Annotated in this window: 14 protein-coding genes and 1 pseudogene; 14 read left to right on the top strand and 1 reads right to left on the bottom strand. The window is 71.9% G+C overall.

Annotated features, from left to right (window positions below; all coding sequences use genetic code 11):
* The 14 genes and pseudogenes from AC07BF_RS11565 to AC07BF_RS11500 all read left to right on the top strand — a co-directional run.
* A pseudogene (locus AC07BF_RS11565) lies at positions 1-182 on the top strand (hypothetical protein); the annotation flags it as partial.
* Positions 183-529: 347 nt separating this feature from the next.
* A complete protein-coding gene (gene trpC, locus AC07BF_RS11560; RefSeq protein ID WP_400811990.1) occupies positions 530-1336 on the top strand; it encodes an indole-3-glycerol phosphate synthase TrpC in 807 nt (268 codons plus the stop codon).
* A gap of 9 nt (positions 1337-1345) precedes the next feature.
* Positions 1346-1495 carry a tryptophan biosynthesis modulator TrpM gene (trpM, locus tag AC07BF_RS11555; protein ID WP_167745855.1) on the top strand — a complete coding sequence of 50 codons (150 nt, stop codon included), beginning with the start codon at positions 1346-1348 and terminating at the stop codon, positions 1493-1495.
* 47 nt (positions 1496-1542) lie between these two features.
* Positions 1543-2814 carry a tryptophan synthase subunit beta gene (gene trpB, locus AC07BF_RS11550; RefSeq protein WP_478333297.1) on the top strand — a complete coding sequence of 424 codons (1272 nt, stop codon included), beginning with the start codon at positions 1543-1545 and terminating at the stop codon, positions 2812-2814.
* Between the two features lie 2 nt (positions 2815-2816).
* Positions 2817-3626, top strand: a complete 810-nt coding sequence (gene trpA, locus AC07BF_RS11545; protein WP_363582796.1) for a tryptophan synthase subunit alpha — start codon at positions 2817-2819, stop codon at positions 3624-3626.
* A gap of 215 nt (positions 3627-3841) precedes the next feature.
* A complete protein-coding gene (locus tag AC07BF_RS11540; protein WP_478333296.1) occupies positions 3842-4090 on the top strand; it encodes a hypothetical protein in 249 nt (82 codons plus the stop codon).
* Positions 4091-4290: 200 nt separating this feature from the next.
* Positions 4291-4809 (top strand): MauE/DoxX family redox-associated membrane protein, encoded by a 519-nt coding sequence (locus AC07BF_RS11535; protein WP_363582794.1) that lies wholly within the window; start codon positions 4291-4293, stop codon positions 4807-4809.
* Positions 4810-4876: 67 nt separating this feature from the next.
* Positions 4877-5740 (top strand): DsbA family protein, encoded by an 864-nt coding sequence (locus AC07BF_RS11530; RefSeq protein ID WP_363582792.1) that lies wholly within the window; start codon positions 4877-4879, stop codon positions 5738-5740.
* 143 nt (positions 5741-5883) lie between these two features.
* Positions 5884-6993 (top strand): prolipoprotein diacylglyceryl transferase, encoded by a 1110-nt coding sequence (gene lgt, locus AC07BF_RS11525; RefSeq protein WP_363633379.1) that lies wholly within the window; start codon positions 5884-5886, stop codon positions 6991-6993.
* 160 nt (positions 6994-7153) lie between these two features.
* Complete coding sequence (locus AC07BF_RS11520) at positions 7154-7876, top strand: VIT1/CCC1 transporter family protein (protein ID WP_363583022.1); 723 nt, start codon at positions 7154-7156, stop codon at positions 7874-7876.
* 450 nt (positions 7877-8326) lie between these two features.
* Positions 8327-12928, top strand: a complete 4602-nt coding sequence (gltB, locus tag AC07BF_RS11515) for a glutamate synthase large subunit (RefSeq protein WP_363583020.1) — start codon at positions 8327-8329, stop codon at positions 12926-12928.
* Complete coding sequence (locus AC07BF_RS11510) at positions 12921-14399, top strand: glutamate synthase subunit beta (protein WP_363582788.1); 1479 nt, start codon at positions 12921-12923, stop codon at positions 14397-14399. The genes gltB and AC07BF_RS11510 overlap by 8 nt, the downstream gene beginning before the upstream one ends.
* A gap of 354 nt (positions 14400-14753) precedes the next feature.
* Positions 14754-15620, top strand: coding sequence for a helix-turn-helix domain-containing protein (locus AC07BF_RS11505; protein WP_363368552.1), 867 nt, complete (start codon positions 14754-14756; stop codon positions 15618-15620).
* An 84-nt stretch (positions 15621-15704) separates the two neighbouring features.
* Positions 15705-17162, top strand: a complete 1458-nt coding sequence (locus AC07BF_RS11500; RefSeq protein ID WP_363582786.1) for an aldehyde dehydrogenase family protein — start codon at positions 15705-15707, stop codon at positions 17160-17162.
* Positions 17163-17265: 103 nt separating this feature from the next.
* On the opposite strand, the gene AC07BF_RS11495 is transcribed toward AC07BF_RS11500, so the two are convergent.
* Entirely contained in the window at positions 17266-17835 is a 570-nt protein-coding gene (locus tag AC07BF_RS11495; RefSeq protein WP_363618937.1) for a Uma2 family endonuclease, read from the bottom strand.
* Positions 17836-17970: the final 135 nt, after the last annotated feature.

The raw sequence follows: 17970 nt of genomic DNA, 5'->3' as shown, positions 1-17970 counted from the left end.
TGCTTGGTGTCGGGTTTTCCTGGGGGGTCTCGGGGGATGGGGCGCTGGCAACCGGCGCCGGTCAGCGGCCCAGGCCCCCGCTCGGGGCCCGGCGCTGGGTGCTGGTCCTCCTGCTGCTGCTGGTGTTCACGGTGGTGCGCAACCTGCCCGTCGGGGCGGGGCTGGCGCCCCTGCTGGTTTGATCGCCCACGCCGACGGGTAGCGACCCGCGCAGGCTCGCGCACCGGTCCACACCGGGGTCCGTACATCGGTCCACTTGGTCCGCACCGCGCGTTCGGGCGCCGCCGGAGAACCGGTGAAACCGCAGTTGGGAGCTGCCCAGGGGGGCGTCCGGCACGCGAGACGCACACCGGGCGGATGCGCCCCGCGCCCCCGGGTGCCGATACCATCGAAGTGCCGCCGGGCCACCGCCCGGACGGCTCGTCGCCGGCGAACGAACAGAAATGTTGGGGGCACTTCGCGTGAGCGAGCGAACCATTGACAGGTGCGTGTTGCGCGCAGCGCCTGCTGAGCGAAGCGAGGTGTGCGCATGAGTGTGCTCGACACGATCATCGAGGGGGTCCGCGAGGACCTCGCCGAACGACAGGCCCGGGTCTCCCTGGACCAGCTGAAGGAACTCGCCGCCAAGGCCCCCGAGGCCAAGGACGGCGTCGCCGCGCTCAAGGGCGACGGGGTCCGGGTGATCTGCGAGGTGAAGCGCTCCAGCCCGTCCAAGGGCGCGCTGGCCGCGATCGCCGACCCGGCCGCCCTGGCGGGCGACTACGCGGCCGGCGGCGCCGCCGCGATCAGCGTGCTCACCGAGCAGCGCCGTTTCGGCGGCTCGCTGGCCGACCTGGACGCCGTCCGCGCGGCGGTGGACACCCCGCTGCTGCGCAAGGACTTCATCGTCACCGCCTACCAGCTGTGGGAGGCCCGCGCGCACGGCGCCGACCTCGCGCTGCTGATCGTCGCCGCCCTCGACCAGTCGGCCCTGGTGTCGCTGATCGAGCGGGCCGAGTCGATCGGCCTCACCCCGCTGGTCGAGGTGCACGACGAGGAGGAGATCAAGCGCGCGGTGGACGCCGGGGCGCGGATCATCGGCGTCAACGCCCGCAACCTCAAGACCCTTGAGGTGGACCGCAACACCTTCGGCAACGTCGTCCACGCCATCCCGGACAACGTCGTCAAGATCGCCGAGTCCGGCGTGCGCGGCCCGCTGGACGTGATCTCCTACGCCAACCTGGGCGCCGACGCCGTCCTGGTCGGCGAGTCCCTGGTGACCGGCAAGGACCCGCGCGCAGCGGTCGCCGACCTGGTCGCGGCCGGCGCCCACCCCGCCGTCCGGCACAAGGACTGACCCGCCGACATGAAGATCGCCACCCGCCTCGCCCCCGGTTGCCGCCCGCGCGGCTGCCGCGCGCCCGCACGCCGGGTGCTGGGGCGGCGGGTGCGCTACGTGATCGGCTGCGAGCCCGGGCAGGTGCCGGGCCGCCGATGGCGACGGACATCCGGCTGAGCCCAGCCACGAGACGTCCCTGTCGTCATCTCCCAAAGGACTCCACCATGTCCGAAAAGTCCGCGAAGGACTACCTGTCCGGCGCCCAGGTGCCGGACGCCCGAGGCTACTTCGGTGCCTACGGCGGCCGCTTCATCCCCGAGGCGCTGGTCGCCGCCGTCGAGCAGGTCGCCGAGGAGTACGAGAAGGCCAAGGCCGACCCGGCCTTCGCCGCCGAACTCGACGGCCTGCTCAAGGACTACACCGGCCGCCCGAGCCCGCTGACCGACGTGCACCGCTTCTCCGCCGAGGCGGGCGGCGCGCGCGTCCTGCTCAAGCGCGAGGACCTCAACCACACCGGCTCGCACAAGATCAACAACGTGCTGGGCCAGGCCCTGCTCACCCGGCGGATGGGCAAGACCCGGATCATCGCCGAGACCGGCGCCGGCCAGCACGGCGTGGCCACCGCCACCGCCTGCGCCCTGTTCGGCTTCGACTGCACCATCTACATGGGCGAGGTCGACACCCAGCGCCAGGCGCTGAACGTCGCCCGGATGCGGATGCTCGGCGCCGAGGTGGTGTCCGTCACCTCCGGCAGCCGCACCCTCAAGGACGCCATCAACGAGGCGTTCCGCGACTGGGTCGCCAACGTGGACTCCACCCACTACCTGTTCGGCACCGTGGCCGGCCCGCACCCCTTCCCGATGATGGTCCGCGACTTCCACCGGGTCATCGGCGTCGAGGCCCGCCAGCAGGTGCTCGACCGCACCGGGCGGCTGCCCGACGCCGTCGTCGCCTGCGTCGGCGGCGGCTCCAACGCGATGGGCATCTTCCACGAGTTCATCCCCGACGCCGGCGTGCGCCTGATCGGCTGCGAGGCCGCCGGCGAGGGCGCCGACACCCCCAAGCACGCCGCCACCCTCACCAAGGGCGACCCCGGCGTGCTGCACGGCTCGCGCACCTACGTCCTCCAGGACGAGGACGGCCAGACCATCGAGTCGCACTCCATCTCCGCCGGCCTCGACTACCCGGGCGTCGGCCCGGAGCACGCCTGGCTGAAGGACACCGGACGGGCCGAGTACCGCCCCGTCACCGACGACGCCGCCATGCAGGCGCTGCGGCTGCTGTCCCGCACCGAGGGCATCATCCCGGCCATCGAGAGCGCCCACGCGCTGGCCGGCGCCCTGGAGCTGGGCCGCGAGCTCGGGCCCGAGGCCACCATCCTGGTCTCGCTCTCCGGGCGCGGCGACAAGGACATGCACACCGCGGCCGAGTACTTCGGCCTGTACGACGAGCCGGCCGGCGGTTCGGCCCACGACGCGGCCCACGGGGGTAAGTGACCATGGCATCGAAGCTCAGTGGCATCCTGGCGGCAGCCAAGGCCGAGGACCGCGCCGCGCTGATCGGCTACCTGCCGGGCGGCTTCCCGACCGTCGACGGCGGCATCCGGGCGATCAACGCGCTGATCGAGGGCGGCTGCGACATCGTCGAGGTCGGCCTGCCGCACTCCGACCCGGTCCTGGACGGCGCCGTCATCCAGACCGCCGACGACATCGCGCTGCGCGGCGGCGTGCGGATCAAGGACGTGCTGCGCACCGTCCAGGAGGTCGCCACCGCGCACCCCGAGGCGGCGGTGCTGGTGATGACGTACTGGAACCCGGTCGACCGCTACGGCACCGCGCGCTTCGCCGCCGACCTCGCGGCCGCGGGCGGCGCCGGCTGCATCCTGCCGGACCTGCCGGTGGAGGAGTCCGAGGAGTGGCGCAAGGCGGCGGACGAGCACGGGCTGGACACCGTGTTCGTGGTCGCCCCCAGCAGCAAGGACCCGCGCCTGGCCGAGGTCACCGCGGCCGGCAGCGGCTTCGTCTACGCGGCCGCCGTGATGGGCGTGACCGGGACCCGCGCCCAGGTCGGTTCGCTTGCCGAGGACCTGGTCGCCCGCACCCGGGCCACCACCGACCTGCCGGTCTGCGTCGGCCTCGGCGTCTCCACCCCCGAGCAGGCCGCCGAGGTGGCGGGCTTCGCCGACGGCGTGATCGTGGGCTCCGCGTTCGTGAAGCGGATCCTGGAGGCCGGCGACGACGAGGCGGCCGCGCTGGACGCGGTGCGCGCCCTGGCCGGCGAGCTGGCGGCGGGCGTCCGTCGGCGCTGACCCTCGTACCACCTGACGGCCCGTCGCTCCCTCCGGGGGCGGCGGGCCGTCGCGCTTGTGTGCGCCCGGCTCGCCGGGCGGCGGCGCTCGCGCGGCCCCGAACGGGTGAACAGCTACGGGCACACGCATCAGGCGGGGTTGACCGGCGTTGAGTGGAGGGACGAGTGCACGAACGAGGTGCACGGGGGTTGCCGAGCGAGCGAAGGAGTGAGCCGGTGCCGGGTCTCCATCGGGCCGTTCTGCTGCGGGCGGCCGCCGCCGCGCTGGCGCTCGGCGCCGCCGTCGGAGCGCACACCGAGGTGGGGCAGGCGCTGGCCAAGCGCGGTGCCGAGCGGGCCGTGCGGGACGCGTACGCCTGCGCCGAGGCGGCCCGCTGGGACGCCGCCGAGCGGGCAGCCCACCCGCACCACGAGGGCCGCGCCGACCTGTTCGACCCCGCCCGCCCGCCCGGCTGCCGCTCCTGAGGGCCGCGCCGACCTGATCGACCAGGGGCGCCCGCCCGGCCTCCCGCCCGGTCACCCGCCCCTGAACGGACGTTCGCCGGATTCGGACACACCATCACCAGACGTCACCCATCCGGCTTAATTCCTGAATATGGAGGAACCGCCCTTCATCCCTTACGGTTCATCAGGAAGTGAACGAGTTTCCCGAGGGGGGTTCCCTGATGGCCGGCCCGGCAGCGCAGCCCGGTGACACGGCGCCCGCGCCGCCCGCCCGGCGGCCGGTGCAGGCCTGGAGTCCGTGGCTGGGCACCGTCGTCCGGCTCGGCCTCGCGGTGGTCTGGGGCTGGGCCGGCCTGGCCAAGATCGCCGACCCGGCGGAGGCCGCCCAGGCCGTCCGCGCCTACGAGATCCTGCCCGAGGGCCTGGTCAAGCCGGTCGGCTACGCCCTGCCCTTCCTGGAGCTGGCGCTCGCCCTGCTGCTGGTGATCGGCCTCGGCGTCCGGATCGTCGCCGGCGTCTCCGCGCTGCTGCTGCTCACCTTCATCGCCGGGATCGCCACCGCCTGGGCGCGCGGCATCTCGATCGACTGCGGCTGCTTCGGCGGCGGCGGGCACGTCGACGCCTCGCAGACCGAGTACCTCCAGGAGATCCTGCGCGACACCGGGTTCCTCCTGCTGGCCGGGTGGCTGCTGTGGCGGCCCCGCACCAGGTTCTCGGCGGACGGCTGGCTGGCGAGCTGACCGGCCGGCCCCGCCACACCCCCACCCCACCCCACGAAGGCCCTCCCCGATTGTGGATGTCAAGGCAATGAGCGAGAAGAACCGAGAAGGCAAGCGCACCGCCCGCGAGCGGATGCTGGAGCAGCGGGCGGCCGACGAGGCCACGTCCAGGCGCAGGAAGAAGCTGTTGGTGGGCGGCGCGGTGCTCGTGGTGATCGCCGCCGCCGTGGTCACCGGCGTCGTGGTGCAGAACCAGCGCTCCAAGCCGGAGACCCCGGTCGCCGCCCCCGCCGGGACGATCGGTGACAAGAACCTGGTCATCCCGGCCGGCTCGGCCAACGCCCCGGCCGTCCTCACCGTCTACGAGGACCCGCGCTGCCCGGCCTGCGGGATCTTCGAGCGCGAGTTCTCCTCGACCGTCGACCAGCTGGAAGACGCCGGCAAGATCTACACCAACTACCACATCGTGTCGTTCATCGACCGGGCCGTCCCGGGCAAGGGCTCCAAGGCCGGCGCCAACGCGCTGGCCTGCGCCCAGGACGCCGGGCACTTCCGGGACTTCCACGACGTGCTGTACCGCAACCAGCCGGACGAGACCAGCGACGCCTTCGGCGACAAGGCCGTCCTGATCAACCTCGCCAAGCAGGTCAACGGTCTCGACACGCCCGCCTTCCAGGCCTGCGTCAACGACAACAAGTACGGCGGATGGGTGTCGTCCGTGCAGCAGGACTTCGACAAGTCCAGCTACAAGTCCACCCCGACCGTGCTGCTCAACGGCCAGCCGATCTACCCCAAGAACGGCGCCGAGGAGATCACCCCGGCGAACCTGGTGAAGTGGGTCGACGCCGCCAACCAGGGCAAGCAGCTGGGCACCGCGGGCTCCAACGGGCAGACCCCGGCGCCCACCAGCACCGCCTCGGAGGCCAACAACCCGTCGCCGACCGCGGGCTGAGCCCCGCACACCGCCGGGTGACCGCCGCCGTCTCCTCCCCGTCCGGAGGGGGCGGCGGCGCCGTTCCCGGTGCCCGTTGTTCGGTATCTGTGACCCCGGGGGTGCCCAGCAGGGGCCGCAGACCCTGTAGCGTCGGAACCGCCATGGATATCGCCTACATTCCCAGCCCGTCGCGGGGCGTCCTGTACCTCGGACCGGTCCCGCTGCGCGCCTACGCCTTCTGCATCATCCTCGGTGTCGTCGTGGCCGTCTGGCTCGGCAGCAAGCGCTGGGTCGCCCGGGGCGGTGCCAAGCACACGGTCGGCGACATCGCCGTCTGGGCCGTGCCCTTCGGCCTGGTCGGCGGCCGGCTGTACCACGTGATCACCGACCACCAGCTGTACTTCGGGGCCGGCAAGAACCCCTGGAACGCCTTCAAGATCTGGGAGGGCGGCCTCGGCATCTGGGGCGCCGTCGCGCTCGGCGCGGTCGGGGCCTGGATCGGCTGCCGCCGCCGGGGCGTGCCGCTGCCCGCGTACGCGGACGCCATCGCGCCGGGCATCGCGCTCGCGCAGGCGATGGGCCGCTGGGGCAACTACTTCAACCAGGAGCTGTACGGCCGGCCGACCACGCTGCCGTGGGGCCTGGAGATCGACAAGACGCTGCCGGGCGGCGAGGTCGTCAAGGGCGTCTACCACCCGACCTTCCTGTACGAGTCGATCTGGTGCGTCGGGGTCGCGCTGCTGGTCATCTGGGCCGACCGCCGCTTCAAGCTGGGGCACGGCCGGGCCTTCGCGCTGTACGTGGCCGCGTACACGGTGGGCCGGTTCTGGACCGAGTGGCTGCGGATCGACGAGGCGCACGTCTACTTCGGCCTGCGGCTGAACGACTGGACGTCGATCGTGGTGTTCATCGGAGCCGTGGTCTACCTGGTGGTCGTCGGCAAGAAGCGGCCCGGCCGGGAGGACCCGGCGAGCATCGACCCGCTGGCCGACGAGGAGGGCGAGGCGCAGGGCCCGTCCGACAAGGCGGCGGCGTCCGAGAAGGCCGCGGTGTCCGGCAAGGCCGCGGTGTCCGAGAAGTCGGGCAGGGCCGAGAAGGCCGGCAAGGCGGCTTCGGCGGAGAAGGCCGCCGGGAAGCCCGCGCCGTCCGAGAAGGTCGCCGGGGCCGGTGAGACCGCCGAACTGTCTCAGTCCGCGGACGAAAAGGCGGACGCGGAGGCAGCCTCCGAAGCCGTCGAGAGCGCCGACAAGAGTGCCAAGAACCTGACCTGACCTGGGAGTTACCCCCGCTTCGGCCGCCCGCGCGATGCTCGCGCAGGGCGGCCGAAGCGCTGTTCGGACAGCCTTACTTTGCTGGAAATGCGCAGGTCAGACGGTCTACGGTCGGGGCAGACGAATCGAACGGAGGGGAACTGCCGTGAGCGCGACCACCCTGGAGCCCGAGGCCGGGCACCACCCCCGCATACCCGCTGCCGGGCACCACCGGGACGTGAACGGAGGCTGGCTGCGGCCCGCCGTGTTCGGGGCAATGGACGGCCTGGTCTCCAACTTCGCGCTGATGACCGGTGTGGTCGGCGGCTCGGTGTCCAGCGGCACGGTGGTGCTGACCGGGCTCGCCGGGCTGGCGGCCGGCGCCTGCTCGATGGCGGCGGGGGAGTACACCTCGGTGGCCTCGCAGGCCGAGCTGGTGCAGGCCGAGATCGAGGCCGAGCGGCTGGAGCTGAGCCGCAACCCGCACGGCGAGCTGGCCGAGCTGGCGCAGCTGTACATCGCCCGCGGGGTGGAGCCGGACCTCGCCCACGAGGTGGCCCGGCAGCTGTCCGCCAATCCGGACCAGGCCCTGGAGATCCACGCCCGGGAGGAGCTGGGCATCGACCCGAACGACCTGCCGTCACCGTGGGTGGCCGCCGGGTCGTCCTTCGTCTGCTTCGCGGTGGGCGCGCTGCTGCCGCTGCTGCCGTACCTGCTGGGGGCGACCTCGCTGGTGCCGGCGCTGCTGCTGTCGGTGGTGGGGCTGTTCCTGTGCGGCGCGGTGGTGGCGCGGGTGACGGCGCGCAGCTGGTGGTTCAGCGGGCTGCGGCAGCTGGTGCTGGGCGGGGCGGCGGCCGGGGTGACGTACCTGCTGGGGTGGCTGATCGGCGGGCACGTCGGCTAGGCACCGGGGCGCCTGGGCCGTCGGCCGGCGTGTGTGACGACCCGGAGGAGTGCATGACTATGCCGGGAAGTGCGTGACGTTCCGCACACGGCTGCCGGGTGGTGCCTGGCCTAGTCTCACCATTCGGGCCTCGGGGCCGAGGATTCGCATCCGTGGGTGATCCCTCGGGATCGATTCACAGGCGTCCTTGATCGTCCCGTGTGGCGATCGGGTTTCGCCCCTGTTTCAGGCGGCCGACCGCCGGGCACAATCGAGGGGACGCGCATTGTGGCGCGTCCTCTCATTCCCCCCTTGACCTGCGGATCAGTCCGCCATGTGGACGAGATATTCCACTTCCCGGGATCTTGGGCATCATGTAACTTGCACGAAATCGCATCAGGGCCAACGTCGTCCCTCCTTGCACCACACAGCCGAAAGACGACGACGGGAGAGCCGATGCTGCCTGCATCCATGCACTCCGCCAACGAGCCCCAGGCCGGCGCAGCCCGCCAGCCGTACGCGCTCGTTCCGGATGCGCGACCTACCGCTCAGGGCCTGTACGACCCGCGAAACGAGCACGACGCCTGCGGCGTCGGTTTCGTCGCCACGCTGACCGGCATCGCCGACCACACCATCGTCGAACAGGCGCTGACCGTCCTGCGCAACCTGGAGCACCGCGGCGCCACCGGCGCCGAGCCGGACTCCGGTGACGGCGCCGGCATCCTCACCCAGATCCCGGACGCCTTCCTGCGCGGCAAGGTCGACTTCGAGCTCCCCGCCGCCGGCTCCTACGCGGTCGGCATCGCCTTCCTGCCCGACGCGGACGCCGCCGACGCGGACGCCGTCGCCCGGATCGAGGCCATCGCGGCCGAGGAGGACCTCACCGTCCTCGGCTGGCGCGACGTCCCCGTCACCCCGGACCTGCTCGGCGCCACCGCCCGCGGCGTCATGCCGCGCTTCCGGCAGCTCTTCCTCGCCAAGGAGGGCCTGGCCGGGATCGAGCTCGACCGGACCGCCTTCGTCGTCCGCAAGCGCTCCGAGCGCGAGGTCGGGGTCTACTTCCCGTCGCTGTCCGCGCGCACCATCGTCTACAAGGGCATGCTGACCACCGGCCAGCTGGAGCCCTTCTTCCCCGACCTGTCGGACCGCTCCTACGCCTCCGCCGTCGGCCTGGTGCACTCGCGCTTCTCCACCAACACCTTCCCGAGCTGGCCGCTCGCCCACCCGTACCGCTTCGTCGCCCACAACGGCGAGATCAACACGGTCAAGGGCAACCGCAACTGGATGAGCGCCCGCGAGTCCCAGCTCGCCACCGACCTCATCCCCGCCGACCGCAACGGCCGGGGCCTGGAGCGGATCTTCCCGGTCTGCACCCCGGAGCACTCCGACTCCGCCTCCTTCGACGAGGTCCTGGAGCTGCTCCACCTCGGCGGCCGCTCGCTGCCGCACTCGGTGCTGATGATGATCCCGGAGGCGTGGGAGAACCACGCCACCATGGACCCGGCCCGCCGGGCCTTCTACCAGTACCACTCCAACCTGATGGAGCCCTGGGACGGCCCGGCCTGCGTCACCTTCACCGACGGCACCCAGATCGGCGCCGTGCTCGACCGCAACGGCCTGCGCCCGGCCCGCTACTGGATCACCGAGGACGGCCTCGTCGTCCTCTCCTCCGAGGTCGGCGTGCTCGACATCGACCAGGAGAAGGTCGCCAAGAAGGGCCGCCTCCAGCCCGGCCGGATGTTCCTCGTCGACACCGCCGAGGGCCGCATCGTCGGGGACGAGGAGATCAAGTCCTCCCTCGCCGCCGAGCACCCCTACGCGGAGTGGGTCGCCGCCGGGCAGATCCAGCTCGCCAAGCTGCCCGAGCGCGAGCACATCTTCCACACCCACGCCTCGGTCACCCGCCGCCAGCAGACCTTCGGCTACACCGAGGAGGAGCTGCGGGTCATCCTCGCGCCGATGGCCAAGACCGGCGGCGAGGCGCTCGGCTCGATGGGCACCGACTCGCCGATCGCCGCGCTCAGCGAGAAGCCGCGCCTGCTCTTCGACTACTTCGTCCAGCTCTTCGCGCAGGTCACCAACCCGCCGCTGGACGCCATCCGCGAGGAGCTCGTCACCTCGCTGCTCAGCAACCTCGGCCCCGAGGGCAACCTGCTGGCCGCCGAGGCCGCCGCCTGCCGCTCGGTCGGCATCACCTTCCCGGTGATCGACAACGACGAGCTGGCCAAGCTCGTCCACATCAACCACGACGGCGACCAGCCCGGCCTCAAGGCCGTCACGCTCTCCGGCCTCTACAAGGTCGCCGCCGGCGGCCAGGGCCTGGCCGCCCGGCTGGCCGAGATCGCCACCGAGGCCGACGCCGCGATCGCCGACGGCGCCCGGATCATCGTGCTCTCCGACCGGCACTCCGACGCCGAGCACGCCCCGATCCCCTCGCTGCTGCTCACCTCCGCGATCCACCACCACCTCATCCGCACCAAGCAGCGCACCCAGGTGTCGCTGCTGGTCGAGGCCGGCGACGTCCGCGAGGTGCACCACGTCGCGCTGCTGATCGGCTACGGCGCCGGCGCCGTCAACCCGTACCTGGCCATGGAGTCCGTCGAGGACCTCGTCGCCCAGAAGGTGTTCATCCAGGGCGTCGAGCCCGAGAAGGCCATCAAGAACCTGATCAAGGCGCTCGGCAAGGGCGTGCTCAAGGTCATGTCCAAGATGGGCATCTCGACCGTCGCCTCCTACCGCGGCGCCCAGGTCTTCGAGGCCATCGGCCTCTCCCAGGAGCTGGTCGACGGCTACTTCGCCGGCACCACCACCAAGCTCGGCGGCATCGGCCTGGAGGAGCTCGCCAAGGAGACCGCCGCCCGCCACGCCAAGGCCTACCCGGCCTCCGGCATCCCGGCCGCGCACCGCGCGCTGGAGATCGGCGGCGAGTACCAGTGGCGCCGCGAGGGCGAACCGCACCTGTTCGACCCGGACACCGTCTTCCGGCTCCAGCACTCCACCCGCAACCGCCGGTACGACATCTTCAAGCAGTACACGGACCGGGTGAACGAGCAGTCCACCCGCCTGATGACGCTGCGCGGCCTGTTCCAGCTGGACGCCCTCGGCCGGACCCCGATCCCGGTCGAGGAGGTCGAGCCGGTCTCCGAGATCGTCAAGCGCTTCTCCACCGGCGCCATGTCGTACGGCTCCATCTCCCTGGAGGCGCACGAGACCCTCGCCATCGCGATGAACCGCCTCGGCGGCAAGTCCAACACCGGCGAGGGCGGCGAGGACCCGGACCGCCTGTACGACCCGCAGCGCCGCTCGGCCATCAAGCAGGTCGCCTCCGGCCGCTTCGGCGTCACCTCCGAGTACCTGGTCAACGCCGACGACATCCAGATCAAGATGGCCCAGGGCGCCAAGCCCGGCGAGGGCGGCCAGCTGCCCGGCCACAAGGTCTACCCGTGGGTCGCCAAGACCCGGCACTCCACCCCGGGTGTCGGCCTGATCTCGCCGCCGCCGCACCACGACATCTACTCGATCGAGGACCTGGCGCAGCTCATCCACGACCTCAAGAACGCCAACCCGGCCGCCCGCATCCACGTGAAGCTGGTGTCCGAGGTCGGCGTCGGCACGGTCGCCGCGGGCGTCTCCAAGGCGCACGCCGACGTGGTGCTGGTCTCCGGGCACGACGGCGGTACCGGCGCCTCCCCGCTGACCTCGCTGAAGCACGCGGGCGGCCCCTGGGAGCTCGGCCTCGCCGAGACCCAGCAGACCCTGCTGCTCAACGGCCTGCGCGACCGCATCGTCGTGCAGACCGACGGCCAGCTCAAGACCGGCCGCGACGTCGTCATCGCCGCGCTGCTCGGCGCCGAGGAGTTCGGCTTCGCCACCGCGCCGCTGGTCGTCTCCGGCTGCATCATGATGCGCGTCTGCCACCTGGACACCTGCCCGGTCGGCGTCGCCACCCAGAACCCGGTGCTGCGCGAGCGCTTCTCCGGCAAGCCCGAGTTCGTGGTCAACTTCTTCGAGTTCATCGCCGAGGAGGTTCGGGAGATCCTCGCCGAGCTGGGCTTCCGCACGATCGAGGAGGCCGTCGGCCACGCCGAGCACATCAACGCCGCCGCCGCCGTCGACCACTGGAAGGCCGCCGGGCTCGACCTGGCCCCGCTCTTCCACGTCCCGCAGCTGCCCGAGGGCGCGGCCCGCCACCGCACCACCTCCCAGGACCACGCGCTCGACAAGGCCCTGGACAACCAGCTGATCACGCTCGCCGAGGACGCCCTGGAGCGCGGCGAGACCGTCCGCATCCAGCTGCCGATCCGCAACGTCAACCGCACCGTCGGCACCATGCTCGGCCACGAGGTGACCAAGCGCTACCGCGGCGAGGGCCTGCCCGAGGGCACCATCGACGTCACCTTCACCGGCTCCGCCGGGCAGTCCTTCGGCGCCTTCGTGCCGCGCGGCGTGACCCTGCGGCTGGAGGGCGACGCCAACGACTACGTCGGCAAGGGCCTCTCCGGCGGTGTCGTGATCGTCCGCCCGGCCCGCGACGCCGCGGCCATCGGCAACGACGCGCAGAACCACGTCATCGCCGGCAACACCATCGGCTACGGCGCCACCTCCGGCCGGATCCACCTGCGCGGCAAGGCCGGCGAGCGCTTCGCCGTCCGCAACTCCGGCGCCACCCTGGTCGTCGAGGGCGTGGGCGACCACGGCCTGGAGTACATGACCGGCGGCCGGGTCGTCATCCTCGGCGAGACCGGGCGCAACCTGGCGGCCGGCATGTCCGGCGGCATCGCCTACGTCCTGGACCTGCGTCCCGCGAACGTCAACGACGGCCTGGTGGGCATCGAGGCCCCCTCCGCTGCCGACCGCGACTGGCTGCGCGAGACCGTGCAGCAGCACTACGAGGAGACCGGCTCCACCGTCGCCGCCGAACTCCTGGCCGACTGGGGCAGCGGGGTCTCCCGCTTCTCCACGATCATGCCGACCGACTACAAGGCAGTGCTCGCCGCCAAGGACGCCGCTGAGCGCGATGGCCTCTCCGAGGCCGAGACCACTCGCAAGATGATGGAGGCGGCTAATGGCTGACCCCAAGGGCTTCCTGACCACGCCCAAGCAGCTGGCCGAGCGGCGCCCCGTCGACGTGCGCCTGCGGGACTGGAACGAGGTCTACGTCGAGCGCAGCCTCCTGCCGATCATCACCGAGCAGGCCGGCCGCTGCATGGACTGCGGCATCCCGTTCTGCCACAACGGCTGCCCGCTCGGGAACCTCATCCCCGAGTGGAACGACCTCGCCTACCGGGACGACTTCGTCGGCGCGATCGAGCGGCTGCACGCGACCAACAACTTCCCGGAGTTCACCGGCCGCCTCTGCCCGGCGCCCTGCGAGTCGGCCTGCGTGCTCGGCATCAACCAGGACGCGGTGACCATCAAGAACGTCGAGGTCACCATCATCGACAAGGCCTGGGACCGCGGCGGCGTCACGCCGCAGGTCCCGGAGCGGCTGTCCGGCAAGACCGTCGCCGTCGTCGGCTCCGGCCCGGCCGGCCTGGCCGTCGCCCAGCAGCTCACCCGGGCCGGGCACACCGTCGTCGTGTACGAGCGCGCCGACCGCGTCGGCGGCCTGCTGCGCTACGGCATCCCCGAGTTCAAGATGGAGAAGCGCCACATCAACCGCCGCGTCGAGCAGATGCGCGCGGAGGGCACCCGCTTCCGCACCGGCGTGCACGTCGGCGAGGACATCACCGGCCAGCAGCTGCGCGAGCGCTTCGACGCCGTCGTCGTCGCCGCCGGCGCCACCACCGCGCGCGACCTGGCGGTGCCCGGGCGCGAGCTCAAGGGCGTCCACCAGGCCATGGAGTACCTGCCGCTGGCCAACAAGGTGCAGGAGGGCGACTTCGTCGAGTCGCCGATCAGCGCCAAGGGCAAGCACGTCGTCGTCATCGGCGGCGGCGACACCGGCGCCGACTGCGTCGGCACCGCCCACCGCCAGGGCGCGGCCTCCGTCACCCAGCTGGAGATCATGCCGCGGCCCTCCGAGGAGCGCCCCGGCCACCAGCCCTGGCCGACCATGCCGATGACCTACAAGGTCACCTCCGCGCACGAGGAGGGCGGCGAGCGGATCTACTCCGTGAACACCACCCACTTCACCGGCTCCGCCCCCGAAGAGGGACAGACGGTCGGCAACGTCCAGGAGCTGCACCTCGTCGAGGTCGAGTTCAAGGACGGCCGCTTCGAGCCCGTCCCCGGCACCGAGCGGGCCATCCCGGCGCAGCTCGTCACCCTGGCCATGGGCTTCACCGGCACCGACGTCCGCAACGGCCTGGTCGAGCAGCTCGGCGTGGACCTGGACGCGCGCGGTAACATTGGCCGCGACGGCCGGTTCGCCACCAATGTCGATGGCGTGTACGTCTGCGGAGACGCCGGCCGCGGTCAGTCGCTGATCGTCTGGGCCATCGCGGAAGGCCGCTCGGCCGCAGCCGCGGTGGACAAGTACCTCGGCGGCAAGACCCCACTGCCGGCCCCGATCCGTCCCACCGACCGCCCGCTGGTCGTCTGACGGGCCGACCGGCCCCCTGAACCCCCGGTGCCGCATCGCCGGGAGCTCAACCCGCTGCCCCCGCCAGCGTCGCCGGGCCAACGCGGTCTCCTGGCGCCTGCCCTCTTCCCCGACCAGTTGGAGGGCGGGCGCCGTCGCGTTCCCCCGGGCGGTCCGCCGCCTTACCCCGAAGATGGCAGGCCCGTCAAGGGCCGTGTCAACTCTCAGACATTTCCCAGGACTTGGGTCTACCGTAGGCCCGTTCCGGACGCCGCGCGGGAGGGCCTGACCGGACGGACTGTTGTTCGTCGGTACCAGGTGGCAGACTGCCGCCGACGGCCGGGGGGCTGCTGCGCGAGTGCGGAGGTTGACGCGATGAGCACGACTCAGACAAGCGGAGGCGCCACGGTACGGCGCCTGCTGCTCGGCACCCAGCTGCGCAAGCTCCGCGAGGCCAGGGGCGTCAGCCGCGAGGAGGCCGGCTACTCGATCCGCGCCTCCGAGTCCAAGATCAGCCGGATGGAACTCGGCCGGGTCGGCTTCAAGGAACGCGACGTCGCCGACCTGCTCACCCTGTACGGCGTCGAGGCCGAGCAGGAGCGCGCCACCGTCCTCGGACTCGTCCGGGACGCCAACGCCACCTCCTGGTGGCACGAGTACGGCGACGTGCTGCCCGCCTGGTTCCAGAACTACGTCGGCCTGGAAGAAGCCGTCGCCGAGATCCGCAGCTACGAGGTCCAGTTCGTCCACGGGCTGCTCCAGACCGCCGACTACGCCCGCGCCGTCATCGCCGCCGGCGGCCACGTCACCGACCCCGGCGAGATCGAACGCCGCGTCGAGGTCCGGCTCAAACGCCAGGCCCTGCTCACCGCCGAGAGCGGCCCCCGCCTGCTCGCGATCCTCGACGAGGCCGCGCTGCGCCGCCCCTGGGGCGGCCCCGAGCTGATGCGCAACCAGATCGACCGGCTGCTGGAACTCGGCGAACTGCCCAACGTCCGGCTCCGGGTGCTGCCGCTGGGCTGCGCCGGACTGAGCGCCGAGAGCGGCGCCTTCACCGTGCTCGGCTTCGCCGAACCCGAACTCGCCGACGTCGTCTACGTCGAACAGTTCACCACCGCGCTCTACCTCGACAAGCCGGCCGAGGTCGCCGAGTACCGCCACGCCATGGAAGGGCTGCTCGCCGACAGCCTCGACCCCGAACAGACCCGGCAGCTCCTGTACTCCGTACGCCAAGAGCTCTGAGACGTCAGTACGATGATGCCCAATCAGACCGGGCCGTAGCGGCTCGCCCGCCGACGTTCCCCGAACCGGCACGAGAGGGATCAGATGTCGTACTTCTCCGAGTTGGCGCTGCAGTACATCGACGGCGAATGGTGCAGCGGCAGCGGCTCCTGGGACATCGTCGACGTCGACCCCTACACCGGCGACAAGCTCGCCACCATCACCGTCGCCACCATCGCCGAGGTCGACCGGGCCTACCGGGCCGCCGAGCGGGCCCAGAAGCAGTGGGCCGCCACCACCCCCTACGCCCGCCGGCTCGTCTTCGAACGCGTGCTGCGCCTGATCGAGGAACGCGAGGAGGAGATCACCCGCGCCATCATGGCCGAGCTCGGCGGCACCGCGCTCAAGGCCGCCTTCGAGCTCTCCCTGGTCAAGGACATGCTGCGGGACTGCCTGCGGGTGTCCCTGGGCCTGGAGGGCCGGCTGCTGCCCTCGATCACGCAGGGCCAGGAGAACCGCCTCTACCGGCTGCCGGTCGGCGTCGTCGGCGTGATCAGCCCGTTCAACTTCCCGCTGTACCTCTCGATCAAGGCCGTCGCCCCCGCCCTCGCACTCGGCAACGGCGTGGTGCTCAAGCCGCACCAGGAGACCCCGATCGTCGGCGGCACCCTGATCGCCCGGCTCTTCGAGGAGGCGGGCCTGCCGGCCGGGCTGTTCAACGTCGTGGTCACCGACATCGCCGAGATCGGCGACGCCTTCATCGAGCACCCGGTGCCCAAGGTCATCGCCTTCACCGGCTCCGACCGGATCGGCCGGCACGTCGCCACCGTCGCCGCCGCCAACTTCAAGCGCACCGTGCTCGAACTCGGCGGCAACAGCGCGCTGATCGTGCTCGACGACGCCGACCTCGACTACGCCGTGGACGCCGCCGTGTTCAGCCGCTTCGCCCACCAGGGCCAGGTCTGCATGGCCGCCAACCGCATCCTCGTCGACCGCTCCGTCGAGGCCGAGTTCACCGCCAAGTTCGTCGCGAAGGTCTCCTCGCTCACCGTCGGCGACCCCAAGGACCCGGCCACCCAGATCGGCCCGCTGATCAACCCCGTCCAGGCCGACACCATCACCGCCCAGGTCGACCAGGCCATCGCCGCCGGCGCCACCGCACTGCTGCGCGGCACCACGGTCGGCAGCCTGATGGAGCCCGTCGTCCTCACCGGGCTGGCCGAGGACGCGCCGATCCTCCAGCGCGAACTCTTCGGCCCGGTCGTCCTCGTGGTGCCCTTCGACGGCGAGGACGAGGCCGTCCGGCTCGCCAACGACAGCCCCTTCGGGCTCAGCGGCGCGGTGCACACCGGCGACGTCGAGCGCGGCGTCCGGGTCGCGCACCGGATCGAGACCGGCATGATCCACGTCAACGGCGGGACCATCGCCGACGAGCCGGCGGTGCCGTTCGGCGGGGAGAAGAACTCCGGCATCGGGCGGCTCAACGGGGAGTCCACGGTGGACGCGTTCACCACCGTGAAGTGGATCTCCGTCCAGCACGGGCGCACCGCCTTCCCGTTCTGAGCGGTGCCGTTCCGGGCGTTTCTGTTCCGGGTGTTTCTGTTCTGACGGTGCCGCCTCGGGCGGTGCGGGTCGCCCGGCGGCAGCCGCCGGGCGACCTGATCGGTCAGGCCGGGTAACGGATGAGACCGTCGGTGGCGAGCTCGAAGCCGAAGGGGGCGGGGACCGGCACCCGGTCGCCGAAGCTGCCGGTCCAGCGTTGGCGGTAGGCGCCGTCGGAGGGCTCGGAGTAGAGGGTGATGCCGCCCTCGCGCGGATCGATCAGCAGGTACAGCGGGATCCGCATCTGCGGGTAGTCGCGCACCTTGCCGACCAGGTCGTTCTCCGGGTTCGACGGCGAGACGATCTCCACCGCGATCGCCGCCTCCTCGGCCGGCACCTCGTTGCCGCCCAGTTCGACGACCGAGATCGGGATGTAGGTCAGGTCGGGGTTGCGCAGCTTGCCCACGTTCGGCGACGCCAGATCGGTGTTCTCGCTCGGCATCAGGTCGGACGGGCGGCGCGCGTCGAACTGCTCGCGGACGAGCAGCAGGTTGCGCTGGTGGATCACCGATGGGCCGGCCATCATGATGATCTCGTCGCCGGAGATCTCGATCTTCCACCCGGCCGGAGGCGTCAGGCTCTGCGCGTAGGCCAGCAGCCGCGCGTGGCGCCCTGGGATCTGGAACTCGCTCATGGCCCCATTCTTCCACTGCGAACAGCACGAAGGCCGTCGGGGGGGGGGGGGGGGGGGGGGGGGGGAGGGGGGGGGGGGGGGGGGGGGGGAGGAGGGGGGGGGGGGGGGGGGGGGGGGGGGGGGGGGGGGGGGGGA

It is taken from the genome of Kitasatospora sp. NPDC043950 (genome assembly GCF_056435345.1).
This window is presented reverse-complemented; position numbering and strand designations above follow the sequence as displayed.

Bases quoted from the DNA above. Each gene is read 5' to 3' on its own strand.
- gltB (WP_363583020.1), top strand. From the start codon at position 8,327: ATGCACTCCGCCAACGAGCCCCAGGCCGGCGCAGCCCGCCAGCCGTAC.
- AC07BF_RS11535 (WP_363582794.1), top strand. From the start codon at position 4,291: ATGGCCGGCCCGGCAGCGCAGCCCGGTGACACGGCGCCCGCGCCGCCC.
- AC07BF_RS11500 (WP_363582786.1), top strand. From the start codon at position 15,705: ATGTCGTACTTCTCCGAGTTGGCGCTGCAGTACATCGACGGCGAATGG.
- trpC (WP_400811990.1), top strand. From the start codon at position 530: ATGAGTGTGCTCGACACGATCATCGAGGGGGTCCGCGAGGACCTCGCC.
- trpA (WP_363582796.1), top strand. From the start codon at position 2,817: ATGGCATCGAAGCTCAGTGGCATCCTGGCGGCAGCCAAGGCCGAGGAC.
- trpM (WP_167745855.1), top strand. From the start codon at position 1,346: ATGAAGATCGCCACCCGCCTCGCCCCCGGTTGCCGCCCGCGCGGCTGC.
- AC07BF_RS11495 (WP_363618937.1), bottom strand. From the start codon at position 17,835: ATGAGCGAGTTCCAGATCCCAGGGCGCCACGCGCGGCTGCTGGCCTAC.
- lgt (WP_363633379.1), top strand. From the start codon at position 5,884: ATGGATATCGCCTACATTCCCAGCCCGTCGCGGGGCGTCCTGTACCTC.
- AC07BF_RS11530 (WP_363582792.1), top strand. From the start codon at position 4,877: ATGAGCGAGAAGAACCGAGAAGGCAAGCGCACCGCCCGCGAGCGGATG.
- trpB (WP_478333297.1), top strand. From the start codon at position 1,543: ATGTCCGAAAAGTCCGCGAAGGACTACCTGTCCGGCGCCCAGGTGCCG.
- AC07BF_RS11505 (WP_363368552.1), top strand. From the start codon at position 14,754: ATGAGCACGACTCAGACAAGCGGAGGCGCCACGGTACGGCGCCTGCTG.
- AC07BF_RS11510 (WP_363582788.1), top strand. From the start codon at position 12,921: ATGGCTGACCCCAAGGGCTTCCTGACCACGCCCAAGCAGCTGGCCGAG.